The 22,013-nt window shown below is 69.5% G+C and carries 23 protein-coding genes and 1 riboswitch; of the genes, 15 read left to right on the top strand and 8 right to left on the bottom strand.

What is annotated here, in order from left to right:
- Window positions 1-59: 59 nt before the first annotated feature.
- The 5 genes from AC07SQ_RS10260 to AC07SQ_RS10240 all read left to right on the top strand — a co-directional run bounded on the left by AC07SQ_RS10260 (window position 60) and on the right by AC07SQ_RS10240 (window position 5,207).
- Complete coding sequence (locus AC07SQ_RS10260; RefSeq protein ID WP_139701381.1) at window positions 60-1,055, top strand: ABC transporter ATP-binding protein; 996 nt, start codon at window positions 60-62, stop codon at window positions 1,053-1,055.
- A gap of 8 nt (window positions 1,056-1,063) precedes the next feature.
- Window positions 1,064-1,906, top strand: a complete 843-nt coding sequence (locus AC07SQ_RS10255) for an ABC transporter permease (RefSeq protein ID WP_495271948.1) — start codon at window positions 1,064-1,066, stop codon at window positions 1,904-1,906.
- 85 nt (window positions 1,907-1,991) lie between these two features.
- Complete coding sequence (locus AC07SQ_RS10250) at window positions 1,992-3,182, top strand: hypothetical protein (protein ID WP_495271949.1); 1,191 nt, start codon at window positions 1,992-1,994, stop codon at window positions 3,180-3,182.
- A complete protein-coding gene (locus tag AC07SQ_RS10245; RefSeq protein ID WP_495271950.1) occupies window positions 3,179-4,219 on the top strand; it encodes a DNA methyltransferase in 1,041 nt (346 codons plus the stop codon). The genes AC07SQ_RS10250 and AC07SQ_RS10245 overlap by 4 nt, the downstream gene beginning before the upstream one ends.
- A gap of 184 nt (window positions 4,220-4,403) precedes the next feature.
- Window positions 4,404-5,207 (top strand): ABC transporter permease, encoded by an 804-nt coding sequence (locus AC07SQ_RS10240; RefSeq protein ID WP_062482914.1) that lies wholly within the window; start codon window positions 4,404-4,406, stop codon window positions 5,205-5,207.
- Between the two features lie 4 nt (window positions 5,208-5,211).
- Here the strand turns inward: AC07SQ_RS10240 and AC07SQ_RS10235 are convergent, their stop codons facing one another.
- The 6 genes from AC07SQ_RS10235 to phaP form a co-directional block, all read right to left on the bottom strand.
- Complete coding sequence (locus tag AC07SQ_RS10235) at window positions 5,212-6,840, bottom strand: peptide chain release factor 3 (protein ID WP_062482912.1); 1,629 nt, start codon at window positions 6,838-6,840, stop codon at window positions 5,212-5,214.
- Between the two features lie 76 nt (window positions 6,841-6,916).
- Window positions 6,917-7,510, bottom strand: a complete 594-nt coding sequence (locus AC07SQ_RS10230; protein WP_390348412.1) for a GNAT family N-acetyltransferase — start codon at window positions 7,508-7,510, stop codon at window positions 6,917-6,919.
- Between the two features lie 26 nt (window positions 7,511-7,536).
- Window positions 7,537-8,610, bottom strand: a complete 1,074-nt coding sequence (locus tag AC07SQ_RS10225; RefSeq protein ID WP_307584315.1) for an alpha/beta fold hydrolase — start codon at window positions 8,608-8,610, stop codon at window positions 7,537-7,539.
- On the bottom strand, window positions 8,607-9,056 hold the full coding sequence (locus tag AC07SQ_RS10220) for a hypothetical protein (RefSeq protein WP_495271951.1): 450 nt from the start codon (window positions 9,054-9,056) through the stop codon (window positions 8,607-8,609). The genes AC07SQ_RS10225 and AC07SQ_RS10220 overlap by 4 nt, the downstream gene beginning before the upstream one ends.
- Window positions 9,057-9,100: 44 nt before the next feature.
- Window positions 9,101-10,030, bottom strand: a complete 930-nt coding sequence (locus AC07SQ_RS10215) for an alpha/beta fold hydrolase (RefSeq protein ID WP_095947938.1) — start codon at window positions 10,028-10,030, stop codon at window positions 9,101-9,103.
- A gap of 22 nt (window positions 10,031-10,052) precedes the next feature.
- A complete protein-coding gene (gene phaP, locus AC07SQ_RS10210) occupies window positions 10,053-10,550 on the bottom strand; it encodes a TIGR01841 family phasin (protein ID WP_495271952.1) in 498 nt (165 codons plus the stop codon).
- A 251-nt stretch (window positions 10,551-10,801) separates the two neighbouring features.
- Window positions 10,802-10,870, top strand: a riboswitch (S-adenosyl-L-homocysteine riboswitch).
- 65 nt (window positions 10,871-10,935) lie between these two features.
- Between phaP and ahcY the strand changes: the two genes are divergently transcribed.
- Genes ahcY through AC07SQ_RS10190 form a run of 4 tightly spaced genes read left to right on the top strand, consistent with a single transcriptional unit; the run spans window position 10,936 to window position 14,741 of the window.
- Window positions 10,936-12,375 carry an adenosylhomocysteinase gene (ahcY, locus tag AC07SQ_RS10205; protein ID WP_495271953.1) on the top strand — a complete coding sequence of 480 codons (1,440 nt, stop codon included), beginning with the start codon at window positions 10,936-10,938 and terminating at the stop codon, window positions 12,373-12,375.
- 5 nt (window positions 12,376-12,380) lie between these two features.
- Entirely contained in the window at window positions 12,381-13,214 is an 834-nt protein-coding gene (locus tag AC07SQ_RS10200) for a TlyA family RNA methyltransferase (protein WP_495271954.1), read from the top strand.
- Between the two features lie 10 nt (window positions 13,215-13,224).
- Window positions 13,225-14,049, top strand: coding sequence for a methylenetetrahydrofolate reductase [NAD(P)H] (gene metF, locus AC07SQ_RS10195; RefSeq protein ID WP_070062884.1), 825 nt, complete (start codon window positions 13,225-13,227; stop codon window positions 14,047-14,049).
- Between the two features lie 53 nt (window positions 14,050-14,102).
- Complete coding sequence (locus AC07SQ_RS10190) at window positions 14,103-14,741, top strand: septal ring lytic transglycosylase RlpA family protein (protein WP_495271955.1); 639 nt, start codon at window positions 14,103-14,105, stop codon at window positions 14,739-14,741.
- 10 nt (window positions 14,742-14,751) lie between these two features.
- Here the strand turns inward: AC07SQ_RS10190 and AC07SQ_RS10185 are convergent, their stop codons facing one another.
- Complete coding sequence (locus AC07SQ_RS10185; protein WP_495271956.1) at window positions 14,752-15,711, bottom strand: 23S rRNA (adenine(2030)-N(6))-methyltransferase RlmJ; 960 nt, start codon at window positions 15,709-15,711, stop codon at window positions 14,752-14,754.
- A gap of 162 nt (window positions 15,712-15,873) precedes the next feature.
- Between AC07SQ_RS10185 and AC07SQ_RS10180 the strand changes: the two genes are divergently transcribed.
- From AC07SQ_RS10180 to mdtD, 6 genes are all read left to right on the top strand, one after another.
- Window positions 15,874-16,476 carry a hypothetical protein gene (locus AC07SQ_RS10180; protein ID WP_495271957.1) on the top strand — a complete coding sequence of 201 codons (603 nt, stop codon included), beginning with the start codon at window positions 15,874-15,876 and terminating at the stop codon, window positions 16,474-16,476.
- Window positions 16,473-17,723 carry a S1C family serine protease gene (locus AC07SQ_RS10175; protein ID WP_495271958.1) on the top strand — a complete coding sequence of 417 codons (1,251 nt, stop codon included), beginning with the start codon at window positions 16,473-16,475 and terminating at the stop codon, window positions 17,721-17,723. Before AC07SQ_RS10180 ends, AC07SQ_RS10175 begins: the two co-directional genes overlap by 4 nt.
- A gap of 205 nt (window positions 17,724-17,928) precedes the next feature.
- Window positions 17,929-18,360 (top strand): 50S ribosomal protein L13, encoded by a 432-nt coding sequence (gene rplM / locus AC07SQ_RS10170; protein ID WP_062479213.1) that lies wholly within the window; start codon window positions 17,929-17,931, stop codon window positions 18,358-18,360.
- 12 nt (window positions 18,361-18,372) lie between these two features.
- Window positions 18,373-18,765, top strand: a complete 393-nt coding sequence (rpsI, locus tag AC07SQ_RS10165) for a 30S ribosomal protein S9 (protein WP_062479216.1) — start codon at window positions 18,373-18,375, stop codon at window positions 18,763-18,765.
- Window positions 18,766-18,962: 197 nt separating this feature from the next.
- Entirely contained in the window at window positions 18,963-19,328 is a 366-nt protein-coding gene (gene erpA / locus AC07SQ_RS10160) for an iron-sulfur cluster insertion protein ErpA (protein ID WP_056577477.1), read from the top strand.
- Window positions 19,329-19,418: 90 nt separating this feature from the next.
- Window positions 19,419-20,852, top strand: coding sequence for a multidrug transporter subunit MdtD (gene mdtD / locus AC07SQ_RS10155; RefSeq protein WP_495271959.1), 1,434 nt, complete (start codon window positions 19,419-19,421; stop codon window positions 20,850-20,852).
- A 6-nt stretch (window positions 20,853-20,858) separates the two neighbouring features.
- On the opposite strand, the gene AC07SQ_RS10150 is transcribed toward mdtD, so the two are convergent.
- Window positions 20,859-22,007, bottom strand: coding sequence for an anhydro-N-acetylmuramic acid kinase (locus AC07SQ_RS10150; protein ID WP_495271960.1), 1,149 nt, complete (start codon window positions 22,005-22,007; stop codon window positions 20,859-20,861).
- Window positions 22,008-22,013: the final 6 nt, after the last annotated feature.

The following is a 22,013-nucleotide window of genomic DNA, read 5'->3' as shown; positions in this document are numbered from 1 at the left end:
CGCTTTCGTGTAGCATCCCGCCCCCGCCGCGCTTTCGGGCCGGCGCGGCACCTTCCACCATGCCTCACATCCTCGTCGACAACCTGCGCAAGACCTACCGTGTGTCCGAGCGCGACCCCGGTCTGCGCGGCGCGTTGCGCGGCCTGCTGCAGCGCCGCCACCGCACGGTGGAGGCGCTGTCGGGCGTGTCGTTCGCGCTGGAGCGCGGCGAGCTGCTGGGCTTCATCGGGCCGAACGGTGCGGGCAAGTCGACCACCATCAAGATCCTCTCGGGCATCCTGCGGCCCGACGGCGGGCGCGTGGAAGTCGATGGCCGCGACCCCTTTGCCGACCGCGAGCGCCACGTGGCGCGCATCGGCGTGGTCTTCGGCCAGCGCACGCAGCTGTGGTGGGACCTGCCCGTGGGCGACGGCTTCGACCTGCTGCGCGACATCTACCGCGTCGATCCGCAGCGCTACCGGCGCACGCGCGACGAGCTGGTCGCGCTGCTGCACCTGGAGCGCGTGCTCGACCAGCCGGTGCGCCAGCTGTCGCTGGGCCAGCGCATGCGCGCCGAGATCGCGGCGGCGCTGCTGCACGAACCCGACATCCTGTTCCTCGACGAGCCGACCATCGGCCTCGACGCGCCTTCGAAGCTCGCCGTGCGCGACTTCGTGCGCCGCGCCAACCGCGAGCGCGGCACCACCGTGCTGCTGACCACGCACGACATGCACGACATCGAGGCCCTGGCCCAGCGCGTGATCGTCATCGGCCACGGCCGCGTGCTGGCCGACAGCCCGGTCGAGGCGCTGCGCGCGCAGGTGATGGCCGAGCGCCGGCTGGTGGTCGACTTTGCGCAAGACGCCACGCTGCCCGCGCACGTCGACGGCGCCACCGTGCACTCGCGCGACGGCCAGACGCTGGTGCTCGACTTCGACCCCAAGCAGACCCCCGCCCCCGCGCTCATCGCGCGCATCGCCGGCGCGCACGCCGTGGAAGACATCCGCCTCGAAGGCCTCGCGATCGAAGCCGTGATCGCGCGCTTCTACGCCATGCACGGAGCGGCCGAGGCGTGAGGCCGGCGATGGGCCCGCGCGATCTCGCCCGGCCGTATGTCGCGGCGTTCGTCTCGCGCTTCCTGCAGATGCTGCAGTACCGCACCGCGGCGCTCGCGGGCTTTGCCACGCAGTGCTGGTGGGGCGGCATCAAGGTGATGGTGTTCGCCGCGTTCTACAGCGGCAGCGCCATCGCGGGCGCGGCCTCGTCGATGACGCCGGCCCAGGCCATCACCTATACCTGGCTCGCGCAGGGCCTGCTGGTGCTGATGCCCTGGCTCGGCGACCCCGAAGTGGCGCAGGCCGCGCGCACCGGCGCGGTCGCCTACGACCGGCTGCGCCCGGTGGACGCCTACGCGCTGTGGTTCGCGCGCACGGCCGGCTGGATCGCGGCGCGCCTGCTGCCGCGCGTGGCACTGATGGCGGCCTTCGCGGCGGTCGCATTGCCGCTGGTGGGGCTGGGCGACTGGGCCTGGCAATTGCCCGCGAACGCGGTGGCCGGCGCGGCGTTCCTGCTGTCGGTGGGGCTGGGCCTCTTGCTTTCGACCGCGATGGTGATGCTGCTCAACGTGGCGACCACGGCGGCGCTCAACGAGCGCGGCATCCAGGCGGTGGCGACGCCCGTGGTCATCGTGTTCTCGGGCAACCTGCTGCCGCTGGCGCTGCTGCCCGACGCCTGGCAGACCGCGCTGCTGGTGCAGCCGCTGGCGGGGCTGTTCGACATTCCGGCGCGGCTCTACTTCGGACAACTGAGCGGCTGGCATGCGCTGGGCGCGCTGGGGCTGCAGTGCTGCTGGATCGTGGCGCTTGTCGCGTTCGGGCGGATGGCGATGGGGCGCACGATGCGCAGTCTGCAGGTACAGGGTGGCTAGGGTGACGGGCGCGCGCAGGGAGCCACTCCCGCCCTCGGAGGCAGCGCTGTCGTATGGTGGCGGGTGCGACAACCCCGCCCCTGCCATGCGCCCCGTCATTCCCGTTGAAGCCGATGCGCCGACGCCCCTCGCCGTGCGGACCGTGACCTGCGCGATCGACCAGATCGCCGTGGCCGATCTGCCGCGCAGCGCGAGTTCCCCGCTCTTCGAACGCCTTCGCCGCTCCGTGCGCGGGGTGACCCTTCGCACGCCGCCTTCGAACGAGGCCGCGCGCTGGCACACGCACACGATCGGCGGCGTCGCGCGGCGCTTTGCGCAGCCCCTCACGTTCACGCCGTACGCCTCCGTGAAGCCTTGTTCGGCACGTTGCGGCTTCTGCTCGGAAAACCTGCGCAAGACCGAGGGCGGAACCTCGGCGTCCCGGCTGCGTCCGGCGCCCGACTACTTCGACGGCCTGTCCCGTGCGCTGCGGGCCCTGCGCGGCGTGCCGCTGTCGTGGTCGCTCTCGGGCCTGGAAACGAGCGACGACGCCGACTGGATGCTTCGGCTGCTGCACACGCTGGCCGCGGGCGAAAGCCAGGGCCCGGTGGTCGAAGATCGTGTGCTCTATACCAACGGCGCAGGCTTTGCCGGCCCGCAGGGCGAGGTGCTGCGGCGCGCGCTGCAAGGCTTCGGAATGAGCTGGCTGGAGCTGTCCCGCCACCACCACGACGGCGCGGTCAACCAGGCCATCATGCGATTCCGGCCCGAGGTGGCCATCGGCGACCCCGTCGTGTTCGAACGCACCGCGCGCCAGCTCGCCGATGCGGTGGCGCTGCGGCTCGTGTGCATCCTCCAGCGCGACGGTGTCGCGCAGCCGACCGACGTGGCCGCGTACCTCGCGTGGGCACGGCAATGCGGCGCCGGCACCGTCGTCTTCCGGGAGTTCTCGCGGCTCGACGACGGCTATCGCGACAACGCCACCGCGCGCTATCTGCGCACGCAGCGGGTCTCGATGGACGCGCTGCTGACGGCCTGCCTCGACGACCCCGACATCTCGCGCGGGTGGACCCTCGAAAGCCTCACCGAGGGCTACTACTTCTGGAACCTGCGCCTGCGCACCGACAGCGGCCTGACGGTCGTCTTCGAAAGCGCCGACTACGGCGCCATGCACGCGCGCCACGCGACCGGCGACGTCTACAAGCTCGTCTACTTTGCCGACGGACAGCTCTGCGCCGGCTGGGAGCCGGGGCACGACGTGCTGCTCGACACGCGCACCGCGAAGGCCTGTCCATGACCAGTCACAGCTGGCTGATGCTCGACCATGAATCGCCGCGCTTCCGGCTGCCGGACGACCTGCGCGCGCGGGACCCGATGGGCGGGCGCGATTGCGGATGGCTCGAGCAGATGCTGCCCTTCGTGCGCCGGTTCTCGCAACCGGGCGACACGGTGTTCGACCCCTTCGCCGGTTTCGGCACGACGCTGCTCGCGGCGCGCCTCGAGGACCGACGGGCCTTGGGCTGCGAAGTCGATGCCGGCCGCATCGACCTCATCCGAGAGCGGCTGGCACGCCACGGCCTCGCCCACGGCACGACGCTCCTGCACGCCTCGTGCGATGCGCTCGAAGACGCCGCGCTCCCGCCCTTCGACCTGTGCCTGACGAACGTGCCCTACTTCGGTTGCCGCTGGACCGGTGCGCAGGCAACCTCCCAGCTCTACGACAGCCCGAGCTATGCGCAGCACCTCGACGGCCTGCGCAACGTCTTTCACCGCGTCCGCGCCGGATTGCGCGAGGGCGGCGCCTGCATCGCGATGGTGGAGAACCTGCGGATCGGCGATCGCGTGCTGCCGCTGGCCTTCGATCTCGCGCGCATCCTGGGTTCGCTCTTCACGATGGAGGAGGAGCGCGTGCTGGTCTATCCGCACGACGCGGCAGACAACGACACCGATGCCCGCACCGACCGGCGCCACGAACACGCGCTGGTCTTTCGCAAGCAGCGCGAGCGCATCGACCTGCCGGCCACCGCCGCGCTGCTCGATGCGATGCGCGCCGCAGGACACGTCTTCACGCTGTTCGGCAGCTTCGCGCGCTGGCAGCAGGACCCACAAGGCCCGCCGCCCGCAGACGCAGACATCCACGTCGACGCCGACCCGCAGCGCCTGGACGCCCTGCTGCGATGGCTGCGCGGGCAGGGCTTCTCGGTGACGAGCTGGGGCGACCCGGTCACCGGACCCCTTCACCTCGACAGCTACCGCGACCGCTTCTATTTCCGCGCCGATCGCATCGATGCCCGCGGCGCCTTGGTCCGGCTCGACATCTGCTACGAGCAATGAGCGGCATGACGCAATCCGCACAGCGGTGGACCGACCCGCACCACGACCGCGCTCGGTGTGCGCAGGACACTGGGTGCTTCCCGCAGCGAAATCAAGGAGGAGGGCGAAGCCCGGGGGACATTCGCGGAGGGAAGTACCCGGTGGCCTGTGCACGCGCCCTGAACAGCGGCGGGGGCCATTGACGATGGGCGCACTTCCCCTGTTCTTCCGCCTCATGGCCGCTTCCATCAGCGGCCAGGCCAGGTACCCCGCGTCCGCCTTGCTGCTGACCCTCGGCCAGTTCCTCGGCACAGGCATCGAGGTCGTCGCCGTCTGGGCGCTGTTCCATCGCTTCGGCGAGGTGCAGGGCTGGGGCATCGGCGAGGTCGCGCTGTTCTATGGCCTCGTGAACTGCATGTTCGCCCTTGCCGATGCGCTGGGCCGCGGCTTCGACGTGCTGGGCACCGAGTTCCTGCGCACCGGCACCTTCGACCGGTTGCTGCTGCGCCCGCGTCCGCTCGCGCTGCAGCTCATGGGTCACGACGTGCGCATCAGCCGCCTCGGCCGTCTGCTGCAGGGCCTGCTCGTGCTGGCCTTCGCGACCGTGCAGGCCGACATCGCATGGACCCCCAGCGCCGTGGCAATCGCCATGTTCGCCCTGGCCGGCGGCATCGCGCTGTTCCTCGGCATCCTCGTGCTGCAGGGCACGCTGTCGTTCTGGACCGTCGAGAGCCTGGAGATCGCCAACGTGCTCACCTACGGCGGCGTGCAGGCGGCGCAGTACCCGCTGGCGCTCTATGCGCAGTGGTTCCGCCGCGTGCTGACCTTCATCGTGCCGCTGGCCTGCGTGGCGTACTACCCGGTGCTGGCGATCCTGGGCAAGCCCGATCCGCTGGGCGCGCCGGCCTGGGTGGGGTGGGTGTCGCCGCTCGCGGGCTTCGTGTTCCTCGCGGCGGCGTTCGGTGCGTGGCGCCTCGGGCTGCGCCACTACACCTCGTCGGGCAGCTAGCCGATCAGCCGGCGCTCTGCAGCGCCAGACCCGCGTGCTCGCGCAGCGGATGGAAGTGGATCTTCGGAAAACGCTCCTGCGCCAGCCGCACGTCGTACGGCGACGTGCACAAAAAGGCCAGCGTGTCGGCCGCGTCCTTGGCCATGCGCACCGGGTAGGCGTGGACGAACTCGCGCAGTTCGGCCGGGGTGTCGGCCGTGATCCAGCGCGCGCCCGTGTACTGGCAGCCTTCGAGGCGCACGTCGGCGTCGTACTCGGCCTTCAGGCGGTGCTGCACCACTTCGAACTGCAGCTGGCCGACGGCGCCCAAGAGCATCGGGCCGCCGACCTCGGGGCGGAAGACCTGGATCGCGCCTTCCTCGCCGAGCTGGGCCAGCCCCTGCTGAAGCTGCTTGGTGCGCAGCGGGTTCTTCAGGATCACGGTCATGAACAGCTCGGGCGCGAAGAAGGGCAGTCCGGTGAACTGCAGGTTCGCGCCGTCGGTGATGGTGTCGCCCAGCTGCACGCCGCCGTGCGTGGTGAAGCCCACGATGTCGCCGGCGTAGGCCTCTTCCACCGCCTCGCGGCGCTGGCTCATGAAGGTCACGACGCTGGTCGGGCGCAGCTCCTTCGCGGTGCGCTGCACCTTCAGCTTCATGCCCGGCGTGTACTTGCCCGAGGCCATGCGCACGAAGGCGATGCGGTCGCGGTGGTTGGCGTCCATGTTGGCCTGCACCTTGAAGACCACGCCCGCGAAGTCCTTGTCCTCGGGCTGGATCTCTTTCACCACCGGCTGGCGGTTGACCAGCGTGGTGCTGGTGCGCGACTGCGGCGAGGGGGCCAGGTCGACCAGCGCGTCGAGCACTTCCATCACGCCGAAGTTGTTCACGCCGGAGCCGAAGAACACCGGCGTCTGCTTGCCGGCCAGGAAGGCCTCGCGGTCCCAGGTGGGGGAGGCGCCGGTGGCCAGTTCCATGCTTTCCATGGCGTGCTCGAAGTCGGCGCCGAAGCGCTTGACGAGCGTGTCGCGCTCGCTCAGCGGGATGGTCTCGAAGTCGTGCGGCAGCCGCTCGCTGCCCGACTCGAACACCGTCATCGCCTGCGTGCGCAGGTTCATGATGCCGCGGAAGCTCTTGCCCTGGCCCACGGGCCAGGTCATGGGCACGCAGGGCATGCCGAGCTCGCGCTCCACCTCGTCCAGGATGTCCAGCGGCTCGCGCACTTCACGGTCCATCTTGTTGACGAAGGTGATGATGGGCGTGTCGCGCTGGCGGCAGACCTCGATCAGCCGGCGCGTCTGCGCTTCCACGCCGTTGGCGGCGTCGATCACCATCAGCGCCGAGTCGACGGCCGTGAGCACGCGGTAGGTGTCTTCCGAGAAGTCCTTGTGGCCGGGCGTGTCGAGCAGGTTGATCACGTGCTCGCGGTACACCATCTGCATCACCGACGAGGCCACCGAGATGCCGCGTTGCTTCTCGATTTCCATCCAGTCGGAGGTGGCGTGGCGCGAGGCCTTGCGGGCCTTCACCGAGCCGGCGATCTGGATCGCGCCCGAGAACAGCAGCAATTTTTCGGTCAGCGTGGTCTTGCCGGCGTCAGGGTGGGAAATGATCGCGAAGGTGCGACGGCGGCGGGTTTCGGCGAGAAAAGACAAGGTGGGCAATCTGCAGGGGAATCCCCCGATTTTAGGAGGCCGCCCCGCCAACCCCCTCAATCCCCTGCCGATGGGCCTAAAACGCCTCGGTCACCCCGTACGCCCGCATCTGCGCCTCGACCTGCGCCGCGTCCTGGCTCAGCACCACGAGGTCGTGCGCCTTGCCCTCGCGGTCCTTCACGTGGCGCGTGAGCAGGGCCTCGGGCCGGAAGCCCAGGGCCTGGAAGACGGCGATGGCGCCGCGCTGGTCGACGGTCATCTGGGCGACGATCTTTTCCTGCCCGTGGGCGAAGGCCAGCGCGCAGCCTTCCTGCGCCAGCTGCTGGCCCAGGCCGCCGCCGCGCAGCGCGGGCGACACCAGCACGCGCAGCTCGGCCACGTGGCCCGACCACGAATGCGGGTCGCGGATGACGGCGGCGCAGCCCAGCACGGCGCCGTCGCGCACGGCGAGCACGCTGTCGATGTCGCCGCGCTCGATGGCGCGGACCCAGGCGGCCATCACCTTGGGCTCGGTGATGTCGCGCGGCAGAAAGAGCAGGTCGTGCGCCGGCAGCGCCTGCGCGAAGGCCAGCACGGCGGGGGCGTCGGCGCCGGTCATCAGGCGCAGGGCTATGTCGCCGTCCGCGTGGGCGACGGTGCGCGGGTAGGTGCGGGAAGAGGATGCGGTCATGGGAAGGTGTTCGATGGTTGTCTTCGTCAGGTGGAGCGCACGCCCAGCCACTCGTCGAGCTTGGGCCACAGCCGCCGCACGGCGTTGGTGCCGGCCGCCAGGCTCACGTGGCCGCCCTTGAGCACCACCTCTTCCTTGTCGGTGGAGCCGATGCCGGCGATCAGCGGCTGGCCCGCCTCGTAGGGCACGATGTGGTCGTGCTGCGCGAGCGCGTGCAGCACCGGCACGGTGATGTTCTTCAGCAGCACGGGGCGCCCGCCGAGCACCAGCTCGCCCTTGTGCAGCTTGTTGTCCCACATGAGCTCCTTCACCGTCTGGCGGAAGTACTCGCCGGCCAGCGGCAGCATCTCGGCGCCCCAGCGGTCGAACATGCGGTACGACTTGACGAACTCGTCGTTGGCCATGTTGTCCCACAGCTGCACCAGCCCGGCGCCACGCCCGGCGGGGCGCAGCATGTCGAAGGAGGCGAACAGCATCTCGGGCGGCACGTTGCCCACGGTGTCGATGAGGCGGTCGACGTCGAAGTAGCGCCGGTCGGACCACGCGTGGAACAGCTTCATGCGGCTGAAGTCGATCGGCGTGGTGAAGAGCGCGAGGTTCTTCATCGGCCCGCCGGGGTGCAGCGCCGCGTACAGCGTGGAGAGCACGCCGCCCATGCAGTAGCCGGCGATGGTCACGTCTTCCTCGCCCGAGTCTTCCTGCACGCGGCGGATCGAGTCGGGAATGAAGTCGAGCACGTAGTCCTCGATGCGCAGGCGCTTCTCGTCGGGGCGCGGCGCGTTCCAGTCCATCACGTAGACGTCGTAGCCCTTGAGCAGCAGGTACTCGACCATGCTCTGGCCCGGCGCGAGGTCGAAGATGTAGGCGCGGTTGGTGGTGGCCATCACCATGAGCACCGGCACGCGGTAGATCTCGTCGACCATCGGGCGGTAGTGGTACAGGCTCAGCGTGCCGCGCCGGTGGATCTCGTCCTTGGGCGTGAGGCCGACGGCGGGCGCGGTCGAGGTCAGGAAGTCCAGCCCCTTGATGTTGCGCTGGATGGTGCGCTCGATCTCGCCGCGGATGTCGGGCAGCTGGAAGGTGTCGGGCGGCGCGCTCATGAGCGGCGCTTTCCAGTGGGGCGTTTCTTGGGGGCGGCGGTCTTGGCGGCCGGTGCAGGCGCTGCCGCCGCCGCCGCCGCGGGCGGCTGCTTGGTGCGGCGCGGCCGAGGCGGCGCAGCAGCTGCATCGGCGGTCCGCGCGGCAGGCCCGGCCCCGCCTTCCAGCGCGCGCCGGATGCCCGCCAGGTGGTCGTCGATGCGGTGCAGCTGCTCGCCCAGCGCCTGCAGGTCGGCGCGCGTGGGCAGGTTCAGCAGCGTGAGGTAGCGCGCCATCAGGTCGCCCACCGCTTTCTGCGCGGTGAGCGAGGCGTTCATGCCGCCGTGCATGCCCTGGCGGAACGGGTCCGAGGCCATGGCTTCGTTGGCGAATTCGTTGGTGCTTTTTTCCCACTGGGCCGTGAGCTCACGCCACAGGGCCATGGGATCGAGGGACGGAAACTGGCTCATGAAAAACACCTCCGTCTGGGTTTTTTGTCGTTGTCTCTTTTTCTTCAGTGATCGTCGCGCCGCGCCGCCCGTGCGGTGTGCGCGGCGATGGCCTCGATGATCTGCGGCCACATCGCGATCGGCAGCGCATGGCCCATGCGCGGAATGCGCAGCAGCGTCGCGCCGGGAATGGCCTCGGCCACGTCGATGCCGCAGGCCACGGGCACCAGCGGATCGACGTCGCCGTGGATCACCAGCGTGGGCACCTGCACCGCGCGCAGCGCCGGCTTGCGGTTGCCCGATGCGAACACGGCCGCCAACTGCCGCGCCACGCCGCCCGGGTTGAGGCCGCGCAGGAAGGCGAGCTGCGCGCGCTCGGCGTCGCGCGCCTCGTCGAGCGGAAAGGCGTCGGGCCCGCGCAGCACGCGCCACAGCTTGGCGTGGTGCGGCAGGTAGGCCTCGAAGCTGGTCGGCGCGGGCGCGAACAGCACCGCCAGCGCCTCGGGCGTGGGCGGCGGCAGGGCCGGGTCGCCGGTGCTCGACATGATGCTGGTGAGCGAGCGCATCCGCCCCGGATGGTGGATGGCCATCTCCTGCCCGATGGCGCCGCCCATCGACGCGCCCACGACGTGGGCGCGCGCGATGCCCAGCGCGTCGAGCAGGCCGGCGCAGTCGTCGGCCATGTCGCGCAGCGTGTAGGGCACCTGCAGCGGCCGCCCCGCCATGGCCTGCAGCATCAGCGCCTGGATGTCGGGCACGCCGGCATGCGGCAGGTGGGTGGAGTGGCCGATGTCGCGGTTGTCGAAGCGGATCACGTGGTGGCCGCCGGCCTGCGCCAGGGCGGCGCAGAACGCGTCGTCCCACGCGACCATCTGGGCGCCGAGGCCCATGACCAGCAACAGCGGCGGCGCCTCGGGGTCGCCGAAGCTGTCCCAGGCCAGTTCGATGCCGTTGGCGCGGGTGCGCCGTTCGGTGCGGGGCGCGACGGCGGTCATGCGGGCCTTTCTTTTCTTCTTGTTACTTGCGCTGCAGCAGCTTCGTGACCTCGTCCACGTTGGCCTGAATGCGCTGGCGCACCACGTCGAAGGCGTCGGCCTGCGACTTGGCGGCCAGGGTGGCCAGCTCCTTGATGTCCTCGACGGCGCGCTGGAACGACTGGCGGCCCAGCTCGTCGAGCTTGGCGAGGTTTTCCTTCGGGTCCTTGCCCGGCATCGCCTTGGCGGCGGTCTGCCATTCGGCGATGGCCGTCTTGATCATTTCGGTCTGTCGCTGCACCACGGTCTGCAGGCCCTGGTAGGACTTTTCATTGGCCTGCATCAGCGCCTGCAGGTCTTTGCGGCCGCTGTCGAGCAGCTTGCCGGCGCCGCCGGTCAGGTTCAGGTTCTGCAGGCGCTCGGCCATGCCCTTGAGGTTCTTCATCGGATCGAGCATGTCCGCGGCGGACGGCGCCGCCTGCTTCGCGCCGGCGCTGCTGGCGGTGGTTTTTTTCGCGGCGGCTTTCTTGGCAGTGGCCATGGTGCGGAATCTCCTGTGTCGGGTGATGAAAACAATCGAACGGGTGGATGCAGGCAGCGGCCGGGCGGCCGGGGCCCGCCGCCACGATACGCCGGGCCGGCGCGGCTCAGGGCGCTCCAAGCGCGGATTTGCCTGCGGAGTTTCCCGGGGTGGCCCGCGCCGCCCGGCCCGGGCTGGCGGGCGTCCGCGCTTTCCGTGATGTGGGATGCCCCGGTCGATTGGCGGGCCGGGCGGCCGCGACTACAATCCGGCGCTCCGAGGAGCGTTGCAGCGCCGTCAGGCGTGAGGCTCGGACCACATCGCAACCACGCTCACCCGCTGTTCTCGCGGTGAGTCTTTCTTCCCCGTACGCAGTGGCATCTTTCAAACCAGTTTTGGAGTTCACATGAGCGCTGTACTCAAGCCCACCCCCGTCTCGACCGCCGACCAGGCGATTGCCGACCTGTCCCTTGCCGCCTGGGGCCGCAAGGAAATCAAGATCGCCGAAACCGAGATGCCCGGCCTGATGGCCATCCGTGAAGAGTTCTCGAAGGGCCAGGCCCTGAAGGGCGCGCGCATCACGGGCTCGCTGCACATGACCATCCAGACGGCCGTGCTCATCGAGACGCTGCAAGCCCTGGGCGCCGAAGTGCGCTGGGCCTCGTGCAACATCTTCTCGACGCAGGACCACGCCGCCGCCGCCATCGCCGCCGCCGGCACCCCGGTGTTCGCCATCAAGGGCGAGTCGCTGAAGGACTACTGGGACTACACCCACGCCATCTTCGACTTCGGTCCCAAGGGCTCGAAGGGCGAAGGCCCGAACATGATCCTGGACGACGGCGGCGACGCCACGCTGCTCATGCACCTGGGCCAGCGCGCTGAAAAAGACCTGGGCGTGCTCGCCAACCCGACCAGCGAAGAAGAACGCATTCTGTACGCCGCCATCAAGGCCAAGCTGGCCCTGGACGACACCTGGTACACCCGCAAGTCGGCCGAGATCATCGGCGTGACCGAAGAGACCACCACCGGCGTGCACCGCCTGAACGAGATGAGCGCCAAGGGCACGCTGCTGTTCCGCGCCATCAACGTGAACGACTCGGTCACCAAGAGCAAGTTCGACAACCTCTACGGCTGCCGCGAATCGCTGGTGGACGGCATCAAGCGCGCCACCGACGTGATGATCGCCGGCAAGGTGGCCTGCGTGGCCGGCTACGGCGACGTGGGCAAGGGCTCGGCCCAGGCGCTGCGTGCACTGTCGGCGCAAGTGTGGGTCACCGAAATCGACCCGATCAACGCCCTGCAGGCCGCCATGGAAGGCTACAAGGTCGTGACCATGGAGTACGCCGCCGACAAGGCCGACATCTTCGTGACCACCACCGGCAACCGCGACGTGATCCGCCACGAGCACATGGCCGCCATGAAGGACCAGGCCATCGTCTGCAACATCGGCCACTTCGACAACGAGATCGACGTCGCGTCGATCGAGAAGTACGAGTGGGAAGAGATCAAGCCGCAGGTCGACCACATCACCTTCCCGGACGGCAAGAAGATCATCCTGCTGGCCAAGGGCCGCCTCGTGAACCTGGGCTGCGGCACGGGCCACCCGAGCTTCGTGATGTCGTCGTCGTTCGCCAACCAGACCATCGCCCAGATCGAGCTGTTCACCAAGCCTGATGCGTATCAAGCCGGCAAGGTCTACGTGCTGCCCAAGCACCTGGACGAGAAGGTCGCGCGCCTGCACCTGAAGAAGGTCGGCGCCATGCTCACCGAGCTGACCGACTCGCAAGCCGCCTACATCGGCGTGGACAAGAACGGCCCTTACAAGCCGGACACCTACCGCTACTGATCCGCGTGCGCGCCGATCAACTGTTGGTAGAGCGCGGCCTGGCCGCGTCACGTTCGCAAGCGGTCCGGCTCATCGCCGGCGGCATGCGCTGGCGTGACGCGGGCACGGGCGACGCGTGGCGCAACGTCGCCAAGAACAAGGACGAAGTGCCCGAGTCGGCCGAGCTCGAGCTCGCCGACGCTGCCGAGGCGCGCTACGTGTCGCGCGGCGGCCTCAAGCTCGAAGGCGCGCTGAAGACCAGCGGCGTGGACCCGACGGGCAAGCTCTGCCTGGACGTCGGCCAGTCGACCGGCGGCTTCACCGACTGCCTGTTGCAGCATGGCGCCGCCAAGGTGGTGGGCGTCGACGTGGGCCATGGGCAGCTGCATGCGCGCATGCGCGAGGACGAACGCGTGGTCGCCATCGAAGGCGTCAATGCGCGGGCGCTGTCGCCGGCTGACCTGCAGGTGGACGATGAAGAAGACGCAGAAGCTGGCGAGGCGGTCGAAGCTGTCGAAGCCCCGCCTGAACCGCGCTTCGACTTCATCGTCGGCGACCTGTCCTTCATCTCGCTCACGCTGGTGCTGCCGGCCGTGGTGCAGTTCCTGGCCGACGACGGCCAGTTGCTGATGCTGGTCAAGCCGCAGTTCGAACTGCAGCCCGGCCAGGTCGGCAAGGGCGGCATCGTGCGCGACGAGGCGATGTACGCTGTGGTCGAGAAGCGCCTGCACGACGCCTGCGCGGCGCTCGAGCTGAAGGTGCTGCGCTGGTTCGACAGCCCGATCGCCGGGGGCGACGGCAACCGCGAGTTTTTCATTCACGCCGTTCGTGCTGCTGCCAAGGCGGGCGACGGTTCCTAAGGAGACGCAGGTGCGCCTTCCGCTGAGTTTCGAATTCTTCCCGACCAAGACGCCCGAAGGCGCGGTCAAGCTGCGCGCCGTGCGCCAGCAGCTGTATGCGCGCAAGCCGCAGTTCTGCTCCGTCACCTACGGCGCGGGCGGCTCCACGCACCAGGGCACCTTCGGTGCGGTGCAGGAGATCCTGGCCGAGGGCGTGGATGCTGCCAGTCACTTCTCGTGCATCGGCGCCACGCGCGCCACCGTGCGCGAGCAGCTGGCCGAGCTGAAGGCCATGGGCGTGAAGCGCCTGGTGGCGCTGCGCGGCGACCTGCCCAGCGGCTACGGCATCGGCGGCGAGTTCCAGTACGCGAGCGACCTGGTCGCCTTCATCCGCGAGGAGACCGGCCGCGACTTCCACATCGAGGTGGCCTGCTACCCCGAAGTGCATCCGCAGGCGCGCTCGCCCGAAGCCGACCTGCAGGCCTTCGCGACCAAGATGAAGGCCGGGGCCGACTCGGCCATCACGCAGTATTTCTTCAGCCCCGAGGCCTACTTCCGCTTCGTCGACGACGCGCGCAAGCTGGGGCTCGACACGCCGATCGTGCCGGGCATCATGCCCATCACGAGCTCGACGCAGCTCATGCGTTTCTCGGACGCCTGCGGCGCCGAGATTCCGCGCTGGATCCGCCTGCGCCTGCAGGGCTTCGGCGACGACACGGCCTCCATCAAGGCCTTCGGCCTGGACGTGGTGACCGACCTGTGCGCGCGCCTGCAAGAAGGCGGTGCACCCGCGATCCACTTCTACACGATGAACCAGTCGGCGGCCACGCTGGCGATCCTGGAGCGCCTGGATTGAGAGGGCTGCGCGCGGTCGCCGTCGCGGTCTCCTGCGTGCTCGCAGGGTGCACCATGCCGCCTGCCACGCAGGAGAAAGACGCGGACACCGCCGCCGCGCCGGCGGCGTCCGGCAAGCGGCTGCAGCCGCTGGGACGCGGCCTGGCCGTGCCGCCCGGCGCGGCCCCGCGCTCGGCCGTGCCGTCGGTGCGCTACGACCTCGCGGTGTCGGGCACCGGCGAATCGCTGGACGATGGCGTGCCCGGCGATGAACCGCGCGAGATCTTCGAGCGCGGCGGGGCCTCGTGGTACGGCATCCAGTTCCACCAGCGCAAGACCGCCAACGGCGAGCGCTTCGACATGGGCGCCATGACGGCGGCCCACAAGACGCTGCCCTTCAACACGCGCGTGTGCGTGCGCAGCCTGGTCAACGGCAGCGAGGTGCTGGTGCGCGTCAACGACCGCGGGCCCTTCACGCCGGGCCGCATCATCGACCTGAGCCGCGCCGCGGCCGACCGCATCGGTCTCACGAGCATGGGCATCAAGCAGGTGGCGCTGTCGGTCATCGACCGCGAGGGCATGCGCTGCGGCGGCCAGGCCGTGACGGCGGAAGATCTGCAGCCCGCGCTGTTGCCCGAGGCGCCGACGTCGCGCGTTCGCGCGCCGGCACCCGCGCGCAAGCGGGTGATCGTGCCGCCGCGCAAGCGCCGCTGAGCGGCCGGCCTCAGCCGCCGCTCTCGAGCGAGTAGGCGGCGTTGCGGTCCTGGGCCAGGCGCTCGGCCAGCTGCGGCAGCGCCTCGGCCAGTTGTGCCTTCAGCGTGTAGGGCGGGTTGATCAGGAACATCCCGCTCGCCGGCAGGCCCGGACGCTGCGTTTCGCCCGAGGCGGCGTCCTTCGTGATCTTGCTCGACTTGACCGTCAGCGTGGCGTGCAGCCACGGCTTGCCGGCCTTGGTCGCCATCGTCTTCAGGCGACGCGGCAGGTCGTGCGCCTCGGGGCGCGGAATGATCGGGTACCAGACGGCATAGGTGCCGGTGGCGAAGCGCTTGAGCGCCTCGGCCGCGAAGTCGAGCACGCGGCCGTAGTCGGTCTTCATTTCGTAGCTCGGGTCCATCAGCACCAGCGCGCGGCGCGAGGGCGGCGGCAGGAACTTGGTGGCGCTGCCGAAGCCGTCGTCGCGCAGCACGGCGATGCGGCGGCCGGCCTCGAGCTGGGCGATGTTGGCGTCCAGCGTGCGGGCGTCGGTCGGGTGCAGCTCGAACAGCTTGAGCTTGTCGTGGTCGCGCAGCAGGTGCTGCACGATGAACGGCGAGCCGGGGTAGACGCGCGCGCCGCCCTTGGGGTTGAAGTCGTGGATCACGCTCAGGTAGCGGGCGATGGCTTCGGCGACCGGCTTGTCTTCGGCGGGGGCTGCGGGCTTCTTGCCCGCCGACTTGGCGGCGGGGGTGGGCGTGGCGGGGGCTTTTTCCGGTTCGGCGAAGAAGCGCAGCACGCCGTCGGCCGCTTCGCCGCTGGTGCCGGCGTAGTCGCCGTCGAGCCGGTACAGGCCGGCGCCGGCGTGGGTGTCGACGACGGTCAGCGCGGCGTCTTTTTCAAGCAGGTGGTCGAGGGTGGCAATCAGGACCGTGTGCTTGAGCACGTCGGCGTGGTTGCCGGCATGGAACGCGTGGCGGTAACTGAACATGGGATGAGGCCTGAAAAAGTGGAAAGGGGAGCGCTAGACTCGCGCGGCGCTACATTGATTTACAAAACACAACGAGGGGCAGCAATGCGAGGAGCCGGATGGCGATTTTGGGGCCTGTGCGTCGGCGCGGGTGTTTTGTCTATTTTGACGGGCTGCGCCTCCGTGACCCACGGCACCACGCAGAACGTGAAGGTCGAGACCCTGTCGCCCGAGGGCAAGGTGGTCGACGGCGCCCGCTGCCGGGTCTCCAACGACCGCAATGATGCGGTAGTGCGCTCCGGCCTGACCCTGCCGGTGCGGCGCTCGGGCGAGAACCTGAACATCGAATGCACCCAGTCCGGCCTGCCGCCGGCCCGCGGCCAGGCGATTTCGCGCGTCAACGTGGGCCTGGTCGGCAACGTGATGATCGGCGGCTTGGTCGGCGTGGCGATCGACACAGGCACCGGCGCGGGCTTCAACTACCCGAGCTGGATCCAGCTGATCTTCGGCGAGGTGCGCAGCTTCGACCGCAGCGCGCAGACCGGCGACGAGGCGACCGTCGGCATGAAGATCGGCACGACCGAGATGGCGGCCGCGCCGGCGCCGAAGACGGCCGTGGCAGCGCCTGTGCCTGTGCCCGCGCCCGCTGTGGTGGCGCCACCGCCGCCTCCCGTGGCGGTCGCACCGCCCGCTCCGGCGCGCCCCGCGCCCGCAGCGCCGTCCGCCGCGCCCGACGCCCGCGTCTCGATGGACGACCTGCGCGGCCTGCTGCCCGCCAAGCCGTGAAGCCGATCTGGAAGAACGCCGCGCCGTGGCTGTGCGCCGCGGGCGCCCTGCTGGCCGCCGGCCCCGCCGCCGCGCTGGAACCCGACGCCCTGTTCGCCAAGCTGACCGGCAGCGTCTGGGCCGTGCGCACCTTCGACGCGCAGGAGCGTCCGCTGCGCGCCGGCAGCGCCGTGGTGATCGCACCCGGCCGGCTCGTCACCAACTGCCACGTGCTCGCCAAGGCCAGCAATTTCGTGGTCAAGCGCGACAACGTCACCTACGGCGCCACGCTCGAATACCCGGACCCGGGGCGCGACCTGTGCCAGATCAAGGTCGCCAACTTCACGGCAACCCCGGTGACCCTGGCGCCCGCCGGCGGTGCGCGGGTGGGGCAGCGCGTGTACGCCATCGGCAACCCGCGCGGGCTGGAAAACACCCTCAGCGAAGGCCTGCTGTCGGGCCTGCGCGGCGGCGACGGCGAGGCGCGGCTGCTGCAGACCACGGCGGCGATCGCGCCCGGATCGAGCGGCGGCGGGCTGTTCGACAGCGACGGCCGCCTGCTGGGCATCACCACCTTCTCTGCCCGCGACGGCGGCAACCTGAATTTCGCGATGCCGGCCGAGTTCCTGGCGGAACTGCCGGCCCGCGCCCAGGCGCAGCTGGCGGCGCGGGCGCGTGAGCCCGAAGGCGGCGCCCGCCGCAGCGCCGGCGTGGCGCTGGCGGAGCCGCTGCGCGCCGGCGACGCGCTCGAGTACGTGCGCACCGACCGGCTGACGGGCAACCGCACGCCGGTGATCTATCGGGTGGACCGGGTCAACGGCGACGAGGTGTCGTTCAACGCGGGCAGCCGGATCGAGAAGACCAACGGGCAGGTGGTGTCGATCACGTCGCCGATTGGCGGCATGTACGACAGCGCGTCGCCGCCGGGCGGCTGGGCGCCGAAGGACGAGGTCCAGCCCGGCATGCGCTGGCACCTGGACTACGTGACGACCACCGACGACCGGCTGCGGCATGAACTCAATGCCTCGGTGGGCGCTGAACACACGGTGCGCGTGGACGGCGTGGAGCTCAATGTGGTGCGCATCAGCTATGAAGGCTGGATCTACGCCTCCGCTGGCACGGGCGCCGCCCTGACCGGCACGCCGTTCAAGGTGGCCGTCCTGTACAGCCCCGACCTGAAGCGGATCGTCCAGTTCGAGGCCAGGCACCGGCGCGCCTATGCCAGCGTGACCAACGAGAGCCTGGAACTCGTCCGCATCCAGCGCTGAGGCCCCCGGAAGCCCGGAAATTGGCCGTTTGGCCATTTCTTCATATAATCGCGGGCTTCGCAGCGTTTTTGTAGCCCCGCGGCGAAGGCATGCCAGCTGCCCTTTCATTGGGCGGAAGGCGTGAAAACCCACCTAAGAGATTCCCATCAGAGGAACGCCGACCGTGGAAAAGGGCTCGCCAAACCCTCTTTCAAGAGAAAAACTCATGACCAAAACGTTCAGCGCCAAGCCCGCTGACGTGACGCACGAGTGGTTTGTGATTGACGCGACCGACAAGGTCCTCGGACGAGTAGCCAGCGAAGTTGCTCTCCGTTTGCGCGGCAAACACAAGGCCATTTACACGCCTCACGTCGATACCGGTGACTACATCGTCATCATCAACGCCGCGCAACTGCGCGTCACCGGCGCCAAGTCGATCGACAAGGTGTACTACCGTCACTCGGGCTACCCGGGCGGTATCACGGCGACGAACTTCCGCGACATGCAGAACAAGCACCCGGGCCGCGCCCTGGAAAAGGCTGTCAAGGGCATGCTGCCCAAGGGCCCGCTTGGTTACGCGATGATCAAGAAACTCAAGGTGTACGGTGGTGCTGAGCACCCGCATACCGCCCAACAGCCCAAAGTGCTGGAACTGTAAGGAGCCTTGAGAATGATTGGTGAATGGAACAATGGCACCGGCCGTCGCAAATCCAGCGTCGCCCGCGTGTTTCTGAAAAAAGGCACCGGCAAGATCACGGTCAACGGCAAGGACATCCAAGCGTTCTTCGGCCGTGAAACCTCGATCATGATCGCCAAGCAGCCCCTGGCGCTGACCAACAACCTCGAAGCTTTCGACGTGATGGTCAACGTGAACGGCGGCGGCGAATCGGGTCAAGCCGGCGCCACGCGCCACGGCATCACCCGTGCCCTGATCGACTACGACGCTTCGCTGAAGCCCGTCCTGAGCCAAGCCGGCTTCGTGACGCGTGACGCACGTGAAGTCGAGCGTAAGAAGGTCGGTCTGCACTCCGCCCGTCGCCGCAAGCAGTTCAGCAAGCGCTGATCCCCTGCTCGTTGCGAGACAAGAAGCCGCCCTCGGGCGGCTTTTTCGTGGCCGCGTCCCCCAGGTGCCCCTGGTGGATGCGGCGCCCGACCCCACTTGCGATGGGTGCTCGCCACAGTCGGCCTGCCGAAAATGCGGCATTGCAGTAGCATCCGTCCCATTGGCCGCCCAAGCGGCCCCCCAAGGAGTTTCACCCCATGAGCGCTGTTGCCGAAAACATCCAGACCCAGATGCCCGAGCCGATCGTCTTCACCGACAGCGCGGCCGCCAAGGTCGCCGACCTGATCGCCGAAGAGGGCAATCCCGACCTGAAGCTGCGCGTGTTCGTGCAGGGTGGAGGGTGCTCGGGCTTTCAGTACGGTTTCACCTTCGACGAGATCACCAACGAAGACGACACCACCATGACCAAGAACGGTGTGTCGCTGCTGATCGACGCCATGAGCTACCAGTACCTGCTCGGCGCCGAGATCGACTACAAGGAAGACCTGCAGGGCGCCCAGTTCGTCATCAAGAACCCGAACGCCACCAGCACCTGCGGCTGCGGTTCCAGCTTCTCGGCCTGATGCCTGGATGCTGCTGACCAGCCCCCTCGAAAAAGCCGCCTCCGGGCGGCTTTTTGCTGCCTGTCGTTTTTCCGAGTCCACGCCTTCCCGATGAGCCCCGAAACCGCCGTCCCCGTCGATCCCGCCCGCAAGAGCCTGCTGTGGCTCGTGGCCGTGGGCTTTTTCATGCAGACGCTGGACGCCACCATCATCAACACGGCGCTGCCCGCGATGGCTGCCAGCCTGGGCGAGAGCCCGCTGCGCATGCAGTCGGTGGTGGTGGCCTACGCGCTCACCATGGCGATGCTGATCCCGGCCTCGGGCTGGATCGCCGACCGCTTCGGCACGCGGCGCGTCTTCTTCTGCGCCATCGTGCTGTTCGCCGCCGGCTCGGTGCTGTGCGCGCTCTCGCAGGGGCTGGGGCAGCTCGTGGCGGCGCGGGTGGTGCAGGGCCTGGGCGGGGCGCTGCTGCTGCCTGTGGGGCGCCTGGCGCTGCTGCGCACGGTGCCGCGCGGCGAGTTCCTGCAGGCGATGAGCTTCGTGGCCATTCCGGGGCTCATCGGGCCCCTGCTGGGGCCCACGCTGGGCGGCTGGCTGGTGCAGTACGCCTCCTGGCACTGGATCTTCCTGATCAACGTGCCGGTGGGGCTGGCGGGCTGCATCGCCACGCTGCGCTACATGCCGGACCTGCGCGGTGCGCTCCAGAAGCGTTTCGACAGCGTGGGCTACGCGCTGCTGGCGTTCGGCATGGTGGCGATCTCGCTGGCGGTGGACGGCGTGTCGGGGCTCGGGCTGCGCCAGGGCGGGGTGATGGCGGTGTTGATCTTCGGCTTCGCCGCCGTGGTCGCCTACTGGCTGCGCGCGGCGCGCACGCCCGAGCCGCTGTTCTCGCCCGCGCTGTTCGGCATTCCGACGCTGAGCATCGGCCTGCTGGGCAACCTGTTCTCGCGCCTGGGCAGCAGCTGCATGCCGTTCCTGGTGCCGCTGCTGCTGCAGGTGTCGATGGGCTATTCGCCGGTGCGCGCCGGGCTGATGATGCTGCCGGTCGCGCTGGCCGGCATGGCGATGAAGCGCTTTGCCACGCCGTTGATCACGCGCCATGGCTACCGCCGCGTGCTGGTGGCCAACACGGTGCTGGTCGGCTGCACCATGGCCAGCTTCGGCCTCACGGCGCCGGGGCAGCCGGTGGCGTTGCACCTGCTGCAGCTGCTGGTGTTCGGTGCGGTCAATTCGCTGCAGTTCACGGCCATGAACACCATCACCCTGAAGGACCTCGACGGCGGCATGGCCAGCAGCGGCAACAGCCTGCTGTCGATGGTGCAGATGCTGGCGATGAGCCTGGGCGTGGCCGCGGCGGGCGCCGTGCTGGCGGGCTACAACGGCGTGTTCGGCACGGCCACGGCGGTGCAGACGCTCGATGCGTTCCAGGCCACCTTTGCGACCATGGGGCTCATCACGGTGGCTTCTGCGCTGATCTTCTGGCATCTGCCCGCAGAAGTGCGGGCGGCACAGCCTGCACAGCCGGAGGTCTCCGGTCAGGGCTGAGGCAAGTCAGGCGGGGTAGATCGCCCCGAGCACCCGCGCCCCGCGCGCGCCGGTCACGCTCGCGAGGTTGCCGGGTTCGCGCCGGACGGTGCGCCGGGCCAGCCACGCAAAGGCGGCCGCCTCGACCTGCTGGGGCGGCAGGCCGTGTTCCGACGACGCCTGCACCTGCACGCCGGGCAGCAGGGCGCGCAGGCGCGCCATGAGGTGGTCGTTGAGCGCACCGCCGCCGCAGACGATCAGCAAGGCGCTCTCTTTTTGATAGCTTTGCAGTGCTGTCGCGCAGGTGCTGGCGGTCAGTTCGGCCAGCGTGGCCTGCACATCGACAGGCGCCCAGGTGGCCGTGCCCAGGTGGCCGGCCAGCCAGTCCGGATGGAATAAATCGCGCCCCGTGCTCTTCGGCGGCGCCTTGGCGAAATACGGTTCGGCCTGCAGCCGGGCCAGCAGCTCGGGCAGCACGCGCCCGCTGGCCGCCCACTGGCCGCCCTGGTCGAAGGGCTGGCCGAGGTGGCGCTGGCACCAGTGGTCCATCAGCGCGTTGGCGGGGCCGCAATCGAAGCCCAGCAGGGGCGCAGTGCCCGCCGGCGCGCTCGTGGCGGGCAGCAGGCTCAGGTTGGAGATGCCGCCGAGGTTCAGCACGGCGACGGGGGCATCAGGCCGGGCGAACAGGGCCTGGTGGAAGGCCGGCACCAACGGGGCGCCCTGACCGCCGGCCGCGAGGTCGCGGCTGCGGAAGTCGGCGACCACGTCGATGCCGCTCAGTTCGGCCAGCAGCGAGGGGTTGTTGACCTGCAGCGTGTAGCCCGTGCCGTCGAATTCGAGCGGCCGGTGGCGCACGGTCTGGCCGTGGGCGCCGATGGCGGTGACGGCGCTGGGTGCCGTGCCGGTGCTGACCAGCAGCTGCGCGACCACGTCGGCATACACCCGCGCCAGGCCGTTGCCGGCCAGGGCCGCGCGGTGCAGTTCGTTGTCGCCGGGGGTGTTGAGCGCCAGCAGCTCGGCGCGCAGCGGAGCGGGAAAGTCGGCGCTGGCGTGGCCGATCACCGCGAGGTGGCCGTCGTCGGAGAAATCGGCAATGACGCCGTCGACCCCGTCGAGCGAGGTGCCCGACATCAGGCCGATGAAGCGTTGCTGCGGCGGCTGCGGTGCGGCGGCCATGCCCAG

This window comes from Variovorax sp. GW821-FHT06D12 (assembly GCF_059419205.1).
Note: the sequence above shows the minus strand (reverse complement) of the source record. Positions and strands in the feature narration are given on the sequence as shown.